We start from the raw sequence: 10685 nt of genomic DNA, 5'->3' as shown, positions 1-10685 counted from the left end.
AATGAAGTGTGGGCGGCACACCGTCCGGCGCCGAATCGGCGAGCGGACGCACCGACCCCTCGACGATGCGCGCACCGAAGTCGCGCACGAGCTGCTGGACGAACGGATCGCCGTGAATCTCCTGCTCGGCTTCGCGCTGGCGCGCCGCGCGCGCGGCCGCATCGAGCGCCGCCGCGGTGCGCCGTGCGGGCCCGACCTCGACGCTCACCTCGACCGGCTTGCCGAGCGCATCGGCCAGTGCGGCCTTCAGCTTCGTCACCTGCGCGGCGTCCGCATACTGCGGCACCGGCACGGACAGTTTCAATGTGCCCGCATCGACGGCCGTCAGCTCGCTGTTGAACGCGAGCTGGTACGCGACGCCCTTCAGCGGCAGCCGTGCGGCGAGCGCCGGCCATTCGCCGTCGAAGCCGATCGGATCGAGCGCGATCGCGGGCGGCAGCGGCCGCGTGTCGATCGGCGCGGCCGGACGCGCGTCCGCCGGCTTCGGCGTCACGCGCACATCGTCGGGACCGCTGTCGAACACCGGCACGAAGCCGTCGTCGGAACCGCCGAACATTTCGTCGGCGCTGAGCGGCACGTAGTCGTCGGGCGGGATGTCTTCCCACGGCGGCGACGGCTGGCGCGACTCGGCTGCTTGCGGCGCGCGGGCAGCGGCACGCGGCGTCGGCACCTGGACGGCCGGACGCGGCGCGGCCGGCTTCTCGGCGGCCGGCTGGGCCGCCGCCGGTTTGGCTGTTGCGCCTGCGCGCCCGCCGCGGTCCGACGACACGCGCATCCCCGCATTGCGCAGCACGTCGAGCGCGGCGGCGGCACCGCCTGCGCGCGCCGCCGGCCGTGCGGCGGCCGGCTCGGGCGATGCGGCGCGCGGCGCCGGTTCGGCCTGCGGAGCCGGTTCGTCGTTTCGCTGCACGGCGGCAACGGCAGGCGGCTCGGGTTCCTTCCGGGCGGGAGGCGGCACGTCGCCAGCGGGCGCCGCCTTCGTTTCCGGCTGCGACGGCTCCTCGATCGCTTGTGCGTCGACCGCTGTCGGTACCGAGGCTGCAGCCTCTGCCGGTGACTGGGCGGCAGGCGGCTTGGCGGCCGGCCGTTCGGCTTCATCGCTTGACTGCGCGGGCGCCGAACGGGCGACCGGCGCAACCGGTGCAGCCGGCACCGCAGCTTGCGGACGCGCTGCGCCGGCGGGCGTGGCCGACACCGGCTTCGCCGCGGCAGCACGCGGGGCCGGCACCGCACGCGGCGGCACGGACGGCTGGCCGCCCGGCGCGCTGCCGGCGCCAACGGCCGGCTCGAATGCGAGCATCCGCAGCAGCGTCATCGTGAAACCGGCGTATTCGTCGGGCGCAAGGCCAAGCTCGGCGCGCCCGACCGTCGCGATCTGATAGAACAATTGCACCTGCTCGGGGCTCAGCGTCTCCGCAAAACGACGCAGGTCGGCCGCTTCCGGCCATTCGTCGAGCACCGAGCCCGGCGCGAACTGCGCCCAGGCGATCCGGTGCAGCAGGCTCGCGAGATCCTGCAGCGCGGTCGAGAACGACAGGCTGCGCAACGACATCTCGTCGGCAATCGCGAGGATTTCCGGGCCATTGGCCGCCGCGAGCGCGTCGAGCAGGCGCACCATGTATGTCTGGTCGAGCGCGCCGAGCATGCCCGACACCGCCGACTCGGTCACCTCGTTCGCCGAATAGGCGATCGCCTGGTCGGTCAGGGACAGCGCGTCGCGCATGCTGCCCTGCGCGGCGCGCGCGAGCAGGCGCAGCGCCTGCGGCTCGAACGTGATCTGCTCTTCGCCGAGGATCCGCTCGAGATGCGACACGATGTGCCCGGCCGGCATCTGCTTCAGGTTGAACTGCAGGCAGCGCGACAGCACAGTCACGGGGATTTTCTGCGGATCGGTCGTCGCGAGGATGAACTTGACGTGCGGCGGCGGCTCTTCGAGCGTCTTCAGCATCGCGTTGAACGCGTGATTCGTCAGCATGTGCACTTCGTCGATCATGTAGACCTTGAAGCGCGCATCGACGGGCGCGTACACCGCGCGCTCGAGCAGCGCGGCCATTTCATCGACGCCGCGATTGCTCGCCGCGTCCATCTCGACGTAATCGACGAAACGGCCCTCGTCGATCTCGCGACAGGCACGACACACGCCGCACGGCTGCGACGTGACGCCGGTTTCACAGTTGAGCGCCTTCGCGAAGATCCGCGACAGCGTCGTCTTGCCGACACCGCGGGTTCCGGTAAACAGATAGGCGTGATGGAGACGCTCGCCGTCGAGCGCGTGCGTGAGCGCCCTGACGACGTGCTCCTGGCCGACGAGCGAAGCGAAATCCTTCGGACGCCACTTGCGTGCGAGAACTTGATAGGTCATCGGGAAATTGTATCAGTAACGCTGCGTCGCGCCGACACGCGAAACGGTGCGGAAGACGGGCAAGAGGCAGGTCGAACGGAGTGTGACGCAGAAATAAAAAACGCCCTGCGAACGGGGCGAGAAGGAAGGTGACGAGCCCAACCCTCGGCACTGGCGGAAAACGATTGTGGCTGCTTCGTTCCCGACCTGACCAGGTTCACCGCCCCACCATGCGAGGAGGCCCGTCACGGCATATTCTATCACCGCTTCCGGACGAATGCGACCGTTTGTTCGCATCAATGCGAATATCGCCGGGCAAACCGGCGCATCGCCCCTTCGCGCGGGCGGGATGCGGCCCGCCCCTTGCAATTGGCGGACCGGCCTCCATCTGCGTGGCACGACGGTCGAACGTCGCGTCGTACCCCTACTCGCGTAGCGGCTACTATCGCCGCCCGCAGCAGATAGCAATTTAGGCTAATATGACGCCCGAACGACCCGCGAGCCGCGGCATGCAGCGCTTACGCCCCTCCTTTCCGGAAAGGCGGAGTGACCTGCCGCAGCGGCCGGCAGCCTACGGCGGCCGGTACGCCGCAACGCGCAAGCAGGCAGTCCCCGAACCGTAAGAGGTATTGACCCAATGAGCGAACAGATCAAACACATCAGCGACGCATCGTTCGAACAGGACGTCGTCAAGTCCGACAAGCCCGTACTCGTCGATTTCTGGGCCGAATGGTGCGGCCCGTGCAAGATGATCGCCCCGATCCTCGACGAAGTCGCGAAGGACTACGGCGACAAGCTGCAGATCGCGAAGATCAACGTCGACGACAACCAGGCCACGCCCGCGAAATTCGGCGTGCGCGGCATCCCGACGCTGATCCTGTTCAAGAACGGCGCGGCCGCCGCGCAGAAGGTCGGCGCGCTGTCGAAGTCGCAGCTCACCGCATTCCTGGACAGCCACCTGTAATACTGGCAGTTCCGCGGACGTGTTGTCAGTCGGCAACACGTCCGCCGTCAAGCCGCCGATCGCTCGCTCAAGCGCGAATCGGGCTATGCTAGAATTAAAAAACGTCGACAAGACGCATTTAAGTCTCTGAGCGCTTCCGCTCGCCCTCCTCCCTTATTTCTTTCGTCGCATCTCCTCCCTGGCGGGTTCTCCGTATGCATTTATCCGAGCTCAAGTCTCTGCACGTCTCCGAACTGATCGAAATGGCCAATGGCCTGGAGATCGAAAACGCGAACCGCCTGCGCAAGCAGGAGTTGATGTTTGCCATTCTCAAAAAGCGCGCCAAGACGGGAGAGACGATCTTCGGCGACGGTACGCTCGAAGTGCTGCCGGACGGCTTCGGCTTCCTGCGCTCGCCGGAAATGTCGTACCTCGCGAGCACCGACGACATCTACATCAGCCCGTCGCAGATCCGCCGCTTCAACCTGCACACCGGCGACACCATCGAAGGTGAAGTCCGCACGCCGAAGGACGGCGAGCGCTACTTCGCGCTGGTGAAGGTCGACAAAGTCAACGGGCAGCCGCCCGAGGCCTCGAAACACAAGATCATGTTCGAGAACCTCACGCCGCTGCACCCGAACAAGCCGCTGTCGCTCGAACGCGAAATGCGCGGCGAGGAAAACGTCACGGGCCGCATCATCGACATGATCGCGCCGATCGGCAAGGGCCAGCGCGGCCTGCTCGTCGCGTCTCCGAAGTCGGGCAAGACCGTGATGCTCCAGCACATCGCGCACGCGATCAAGCAGAACCACCCGGACGTGATCCTGTTCGTGCTGCTAATCGACGAACGCCCGGAAGAAGTGACCGAAATGCAGCGCTCGGTCGCCGGCGAAGTGATCGCGTCGACGTTCGACGAACCGGCCACGCGCCACGTCCAGGTCGCCGAAATGGTGATCGAGAAGGCCAAGCGCCTCGTCGAAATGAAGCACGACGTCGTGATTCTGCTCGACTCGATCACGCGTCTCGCGCGTGCGTACAACACCGTGATCCCGGCGTCGGGCAAGGTGCTGACGGGCGGTGTCGACGCGAACGCGCTGCAGCGTCCGAAGCGCTTCTTCGGTGCGGCGCGCAACATCGAGGAAGGCGGCTCGCTGACGATCATCGGCACCGCGCTGATCGAAACCGGCAGCCGCATGGACGACGTGATCTACGAAGAGTTCAAGGGCACCGGCAACATGGAAGTGCACCTCGAGCGCCGTCTCGCGGAAAAGCGCGTGTACCCGTCGATCAACCTGAACAAGTCGGGCACGCGTCGCGAGGAAATGCTGATCAAACCCGAGATCCTTCAGAAGATCTGGGTGCTGCGCAAGTTCATCCACGACATGGACGAGGTCGAGGCGATGGAATTCCTGCTCGACAAGATCCGCCAGACGAAGAGCAACTCCGAGTTCTTCGACCTGATGCGCCGCGGCGGCTGATCGCCTCCGCTCCGCAACACGGCCGCCCGCGCACCCTGCCCGGCGGCCGTTTTTTGATCCCAACCTGAACGTGAACGTACAGGTTGATCTATAATCGCGTCATTGTCCCTTCGAATTCCCCGCACCCGATGCCGAACGATGCAGCCACCCCGCACCTGACCGTCAGCGACGCCGCGTCGCGACTCGGCGTCACGCCGCGCACGCTCAAATATTACGAAGAGCGCGGACTCGTCACGCCATCGCGCAGCGAAGGCCGCTACCGCCTCTACGACGAAGCCGACCTCGAACGCTTCGCGCGCATCCTGCGGCTGCGCGCGCTCGGCTTCTCGCTGCACGGCATCACCGAAATGCTGAAGCGTCCGCTGGAAGAAACGGGCGACGGCCGGCGCCGCTATTCGGATGCCTCGCTGCGCGACATCCGCACCGGCCTCGCCGAGCAGATCGATACGCTCGACCGGCGGATCGCGGCCGTCCAGCGCGAGTTGAAGGAAGCCGTCGCGCTGCGCAAGGAGTTGCAGCACGACATCGACTACGTCGAGCGGCGCCTCGCCGGCGAAAACGCGGATGAACTGATCGCGCAGCGGCGGGCCGAAGCCGGCGCGCGGCGCGCCCGCAAGGATCGCGAATGAACGCGGTGCCGGGCCGGCCGCCGCTGTGGAGCCGCGCAAACCTGCGGGGGGACCTGTTCCCGTGGGCACTCGCGCTCGTCACCGGCATCGACTACTTCGACAACGCCGTCTTCTCGTTCTTCGCGAGCTACATCGCGGGCGGCATCAACGCGTCGCCCGACGAACTGGTGTGGTCGTCGAGCGCGTACGCGGTCACGGCCGTGCTCGGCATCCTGCAGCAGCAATGGTGGGTCGACCGGCTCGGCCATCGCCGCTACGTCGCGGGCTGCATGCTGATGTTCTCGTTCGGCGCGATCGCGGCGGCGCTGGCCGACACGTCGCTGGAGCTCGCGTTCGCGCGCGGCTTCCAGGGCTATTTCATCGGCCCGATGATGGGCGCGTGCCGGATCCTGATCCAGATCAGCTTCAAGCCGCAGGAGCGGCCGCCCGCGACGCGCGCGTTCCTGATCATGATCCTGCTCGGCAGCGCGCTCGCGCCGATCGTCGGCGGGCTGCTGGTCGCGCATTCGACGTGGCGCGCACTGTTCGCGTGCACGGCGCCGGCCGGCATCGCGTTCGCGATCCTCGCGTTGCTCACGCTGCCCGATTCCGGCCGCACGCCGGACGACGAACGCGGTTCCGGACATTTCTGGCCGTACGTCGTGTTCGCGCTCGCGCAAGGGGCGCTGCAGATCGTGCTGCAACAGGTGCATTACCAGCTCTACAGCGGCTCGCCGATGCTGATCATGCTGACGTTCGCCGGGCTCGGCGCGCTCGCGTGGTTCGCGTATCACCAGTGGCACCATCCGACGCCGCTCGTGCGGCTGCATGCGTTTCGCGAGCGGACGTTCCAGGTCGGGCTGCTGCTCTACATGTTCTATTACTACGAGACGACGGGCTTCAGTTACCTGACGTCCCGGTTACTCGAGGGCGGGCTCGGCTATCCGGTCGAGAATGCCGGGCGCCTGGTCGGCACGATGTCGCTGATCTCGGCCACCGCGCTGTTCGCCTACCTGCGCTACGCGAAATTCGTCGCGCACAAGAAGTGGTTCGTCGTGCCCGGGTTCGCGATCGCCGTCACGGCCGCGCTGTGGATGACCCGGATGACGCCGCAGATCGGCGAAGCCGCGCTGATCGTCCCGTTGCTGCTGCGCGGGCTGCTGCTGCTCTTCATCGTGCTGCCGGTCGCGAATCTCACGTTCCGGATCTTCGCGATCGACGAATACACGCACGGCTACCGGCTGAAGAACATCGTGCGGCAACTGACGATCTCGTTCGCGACGTCGTCGGTGATCATCGTCGAGCAGCACCGCGTGGCCGTGCACCAGACGCGGCTCGTCGAGCGCGCGAGCGTGTTCGACCCGCTGTTCCAGCAGACCGTCGATGCACTGACGCGCAGCTATGCGGCCGCCGGCCACGCGCTGAACGACGCGCACGGCCTCGCGATCGCGTCGATCGCGCGGATGGTCGCGCAACAGGCGTCGTTCCTCGCGTCGCTCGACGGTTTTTACTTCCTCGCGGGCGTCGCGCTCGTCGGCGGTCTCTTCGCGGCATGGCAAAAACAGATCGATTGAGTTAAAAGACAGGCTTTGGATTTTCGTCCGCCGCCTCCATGCTTTCGAAACTGACCCGCTGGTTCGACGATCGCCGCCGCGACCGCGCGCTGCGCAGCCATCCGGTTCCCGACGCGCTGTGGCAGGAAACCGTCGAGCGCCTGCCGTTCCTCGCCGCCCTGCCGCCTGACGCGCTCGCCAGGCTGCGCGAGCTGACGAGCCTGTTCGTCGCGAAAAAATCGTTTTCGACCGCGCACGGGCTCGAACTGACCGACGCGATGATCGTCGCGATCGCCGCGCAGGCCTGCCTGCCCGTGCTGAATCTCGATTTGTCGCTGTACGACGGCTGGGTGGGCGTCGTCGTGTATCCGGGCGAATTCGTGATCCGCAAGACGGTGCAGGACGAGGACGGCGTCGTCCACGAAGTCGAGCAGGATGCGAGCGGCGAGGCATGGGAAGGCGGCCCCGTGATCCTGTCGTGGGAAGACGCGCAGATGACGGACGGCCGGGACGCGTACAACGTCGTGATCCACGAGTTCGCGCACAAGATCGACATGGTCAACGGCGCGGCCGACGGCTATCCGCCCCTGTTTCGCCGCTGGCATGCGCCGCACCTCGACGCGCAGGCGTGGGCCGACGTGTTCGAACATGCGTACGACCAGTTCTGCGCGCGCGTCGACGCGGTGCCGGATCGCGCATGGGCGCGCTTCGAGCGGGACTCGCTGATCGATCCCTATGCGGCCGATCACCCGTCGGAATTCTTCGCGGTGTGCAGCGAGGCGCTGTTCGTCCGGCCGAAAGCGTTCGAGTCCGAATTTCCGGAGCTGTACCGGCTGCTGGCGCGCTACTACCGGCAGGACCCGGCCGGCACCGGGGCCCTCGACGCGCCGTGAAAATTATTCGTCAACCGTCTGATTTTCTGGCATAATCGCCGTTTTTCGACCTTAGGCAAGTGGCTCGCGCCGGGCTTGGCGTCGGCCGAATCGCTCCCATCGGGGCGGCTCGACACGGCAAGCGGCGGGTTGGCTACCGCTATCACCAAGGAAAATCATGAAACCTGGCATTCACCCGGACTACCGCGAAGTCGTCTTCCAAGACATGTCGAACGGCTTCAAGTTCATCACGCGCTCGACGATCCAGACGCGTGAAACCATCGAACACGAAGGCAAGACCTACCCGCTCGCCAAGATCGAAGTGTCGTCGGAATCGCACTCGTTCTACACGGGTCAGCAAAAGATCATGGACACGGCAGGCCGTGTCGAGAAGTTCAAGAACAAGTTCGGCGCACGCGCCAACGGCAAGGCTGCAGCAAAGTAAGCCTTGCACCGTTCCGGTGGTTGCTACGCACCGGTACCGCACGAAAGGGCAGCCCAGGCTGCCCTTTTTTGTCTCTGCTCGCCCGGAAAGACGCCGCCCGGCGCCCGGGAAACGACCTGACGCACAACAGCGGGCGCGACTACAATGCCGGATGCTCGAAACCGGCTCGACCGCGCGCACCCGCGCCGGCCGCCTGCCCATAACAAATCGCTCATCTGCATGAAGCCTGTCGTCCGCCTCACCGCCTCCGCCACGCGTGCGCTGCCACGCTGGCTGCTGCTCACGCTCTGCTTCGTCTACGCGGCGTTCGGCCTGTTCGGCCGCGACCCGTGGAAAAACGAGGACGCGGCGGGCTTCGGCGTGATGTGGACGATGGCCAAGGGCGGCTGGCACGACTGGCTGCTGCCGAACCTGGTCGGCAAGTTCATCACGACCGACGGGCCGCTCGGCTACTGGCTCGGTGCGCTGTCGATCCGCGGCCTCGGCCCCTGGGTCGACGCGAGCAACGCGTCGCGCGTCGATACCGGCGTGCTGTTCTGCGTCGCATGCGCATTCGTCTGGTACGCGGCCTACCTGCTCGGCCGGCGCGCCGAGGTTCAACCGTTCAAATACGCATTCGGCGGCGAACCCGAGCCCCGCGACTACGGCCGCACGCTCGCGGACGGCGCGCTGCTGGTGCTCGTCGCCTGCTTCGGCCTCGCGGAACGCGGGCACGAAACGACGCCGCAGCTCGCGCAGTTCGCGTGGATCGCGATGCTCGTGTACGGGATCGTGCGCGGCATCGACAAACCGCTGCAAGGCGCACTGTGGTGGGGTCTCGCGATCGGCCTCGTTGCGCTGTCCGGCAACCCGGTGCTGGTCGTCGCACTGCTCGCGGGCACGGCCGCGCTGTGGCTCGTCACGCCCGAGATGCGCAACCTGCGCCTGCCGCTGGTCGGCGTGCCGCTCGCGGCCGCGATCTTCGCGCTGTGGCCGCTCGCCGCCTTCGTCGCGGCGCCCGACGACGCCGCGTGGTTCTTCAACCAGTGGATCCACGGCAGCCTGATGCGCTTTTCGGGCCCGCCGACGGCCGTGCTCGGCTATGCGGCGAAGAACCTGCCGTTGTTCACGTGGCCTGCGTGGCCGCTCGCGATCTGGGCGTGGTGGAGCTGGGCCGGCATGCGTCGTCGGGCGCACATCGCGATTCCGCTGTCGGTCGCCGTGCCGCTCGTCGCGCTCGTGATCCTGCAAAGCCAGCAGTCGAACCGCATGTACATGCTGCTGCTACCGCCGCTCGCGGTGCTCGCGACGTTCGCGCTGCCGACCCTCAAGCGCGGCGCGATCAACGCGATCGACTGGTTCGCGGTGCTGAGCTTCACGATCCTCGGCACCTTCGTGTGGCTCGTCTGGCTCGCGTCGCTCACCGGCTTCCCGCATCCGCTCGCGCGCAACCTCGCGCGCCTCGTGCCCGGCTACGAGCCGCATTTCAAGATCCTGTCGTTCATCTGCGCGGTGATCGTCACCGTGTGCTGGTGCTTCCTCGCGCGCTGGCGCGTGTCGCGACAGCCTAAGGTGCTGTGGCGCAGCGTCGTGCTGTCGAGCGCGGGCACCACGCTGATGTGGGTGCTGCTGATGACGCTGTGGCTGCCGATCGTCAACTACGGCCGGACCTATCGCGACGTCGCGCAACAGATCGCCGTGCACCTGCCGTCCGACTACGAGTGCATTTCGCCGGTGCGGCTCGGCGACGCGCAGATCGCGACCTTCGCGTATTTCGGCAACATGCGCTTCGATTTCTCCGGCGACTGCGACGTGATCCTGCGTCAGGACCGCGCCGACTTCGGCGAGCCGAGCGCGATGTCGCAATACGTGTGGCGTCTCGTCTGGGAAGGCCGCCGCGTCGCCGACCGCGACGAGCGCTTCCGCCTGTACGAGCGCATCGAACGGCCGAAGACGCCCGTCAAACGGCGTCCGCCGCGCCGCCAGGCGGCCGATTGACGATGTTCGGCGACATCCGCCGGATCGTCGGTCTCGCGTGGCCGGTGCTGGTCGGCCAGCTCGCGATCATCGCGTTCGGCGTGATCGACACCGCGATGGTCGGCCGCTACTCGGCCGTCGATCTCGCCGCGCTCGGGCTCGGCTCGTCGATCTACGTATCGATCTACATCGGCCTGACGGGTATCCTGTCCGCGCTGCAGCCGATCACCGGGCAACTGTACGGCGCGCGGCGCTATGCCGAGATCGGCGAGGAAGTGCGCCAGGCGCTGTGGCTCGCGCTGCTGCTCTCGATTCCGGGCTTCCTGCTGCTGCATTTTCCCGAGCCGCTGCTGCGCGTCGCGCACGCGCCCGCCGCGCTGCACGATCGCACCGTCGACTACCTGCGCGTCCTGTCGTACGGGCTGCCCGCCAGCCTCGTATTCCGCATCTATAACGCGCTGACCAACGCGGCCGGCAAGCCGCGGCTCG

General features: G+C 66.9%; 9 protein-coding genes and 1 other RNA gene. 8 read left to right on the top strand and 2 right to left on the bottom strand.

Annotation, left to right across the window (positions count from 1 at the left end; all coding sequences use genetic code 11):
- Together JMF90_RS09395 and ffs are read right to left on the bottom strand one after the other, a co-directional pair.
- The coding region (locus tag JMF90_RS09395; protein ID WP_011549680.1) for a DNA polymerase III subunit gamma/tau at positions 1-2362 on the bottom strand (2362 nt) is incomplete at its 3' end.
- 127 nt (positions 2363-2489) lie between these two features.
- Positions 2490-2588: signal recognition particle sRNA small type (ffs, locus tag JMF90_RS09390), an RNA gene on the bottom strand.
- Between the two features lie 390 nt (positions 2589-2978).
- Here ffs and trxA point away from each other — a divergent pair.
- The 8 genes from trxA to JMF90_RS09350 form a co-directional block, all read left to right on the top strand.
- Entirely contained in the window at positions 2979-3305 is a 327-nt protein-coding gene (trxA, locus tag JMF90_RS09385; protein WP_006402348.1) for a thioredoxin TrxA, read from the top strand.
- Between the two features lie 194 nt (positions 3306-3499).
- Positions 3500-4762: a transcription termination factor Rho gene (gene rho / locus JMF90_RS09380; protein ID WP_006478662.1), complete on the top strand. Its 1263-nt coding sequence runs from the start codon at positions 3500-3502 to the stop codon at positions 4760-4762.
- Between the two features lie 128 nt (positions 4763-4890).
- Entirely contained in the window at positions 4891-5391 is a 501-nt protein-coding gene (locus tag JMF90_RS09375; RefSeq protein WP_011549679.1) for a MerR family transcriptional regulator, read from the top strand.
- Positions 5388-6944, top strand: coding sequence for an MFS transporter (locus tag JMF90_RS09370; protein ID WP_011549678.1), 1557 nt, complete (start codon positions 5388-5390; stop codon positions 6942-6944). The genes JMF90_RS09375 and JMF90_RS09370 overlap by 4 nt, the downstream gene beginning before the upstream one ends.
- Before the next feature lie 38 nt (positions 6945-6982).
- Positions 6983-7816 carry a zinc-dependent peptidase gene (locus tag JMF90_RS09365; protein ID WP_011549677.1) on the top strand — a complete coding sequence of 278 codons (834 nt, stop codon included), beginning with the start codon at positions 6983-6985 and terminating at the stop codon, positions 7814-7816.
- A 157-nt stretch (positions 7817-7973) separates the two neighbouring features.
- The gene (locus JMF90_RS09360; RefSeq protein WP_011549676.1) at positions 7974-8240 is read left to right on the top strand and encodes a type B 50S ribosomal protein L31; all 267 of its coding nucleotides are present in this window, start codon (positions 7974-7976) and stop codon (positions 8238-8240) included.
- A gap of 144 nt (positions 8241-8384) precedes the next feature.
- Complete coding sequence (locus JMF90_RS09355) at positions 8385-10217, top strand: glycosyltransferase family 39 protein (RefSeq protein WP_006478657.1); 1833 nt, start codon at positions 8385-8387, stop codon at positions 10215-10217.
- Positions 10218-10219: 2 nt separating this feature from the next.
- On the top strand, positions 10220-10685 hold a 466-nt coding region (locus JMF90_RS09350; protein ID WP_268905942.1), incomplete at its 3' end, for an MATE family efflux transporter.

It is taken from the genome of Burkholderia sp. E168m23 (genome assembly GCF_016586125.1).
In the GTDB taxonomy this organism is placed as follows: domain Bacteria; phylum Pseudomonadota; class Gammaproteobacteria; order Burkholderiales; family Burkholderiaceae; genus Burkholderia; species Burkholderia orbicola.
The sequence above is the reverse complement of the archived record's forward strand: the minus strand, read 5'-3'. Positions and strand labels throughout refer to the sequence as shown.

What these genes read in the sequence shown, in the direction of transcription:
- trxA (WP_006402348.1), top strand. Translation starts at nt 2,979, where the DNA reads ATGAGCGAACAGATCAAACACATCAGCGACGCATCGTTCGAACAGGAC.
- rho (WP_006478662.1), top strand. Translation starts at nt 3,500, where the DNA reads ATGCATTTATCCGAGCTCAAGTCTCTGCACGTCTCCGAACTGATCGAA.
- JMF90_RS09375 (WP_011549679.1), top strand. Translation starts at nt 4,891, where the DNA reads ATGCCGAACGATGCAGCCACCCCGCACCTGACCGTCAGCGACGCCGCG.
- JMF90_RS09370 (WP_011549678.1), top strand. Translation starts at nt 5,388, where the DNA reads ATGAACGCGGTGCCGGGCCGGCCGCCGCTGTGGAGCCGCGCAAACCTG.
- JMF90_RS09365 (WP_011549677.1), top strand. Translation starts at nt 6,983, where the DNA reads ATGCTTTCGAAACTGACCCGCTGGTTCGACGATCGCCGCCGCGACCGC.
- JMF90_RS09360 (WP_011549676.1), top strand. Translation starts at nt 7,974, where the DNA reads ATGAAACCTGGCATTCACCCGGACTACCGCGAAGTCGTCTTCCAAGAC.
- JMF90_RS09355 (WP_006478657.1), top strand. Translation starts at nt 8,385, where the DNA reads ATGCCGGATGCTCGAAACCGGCTCGACCGCGCGCACCCGCGCCGGCCG.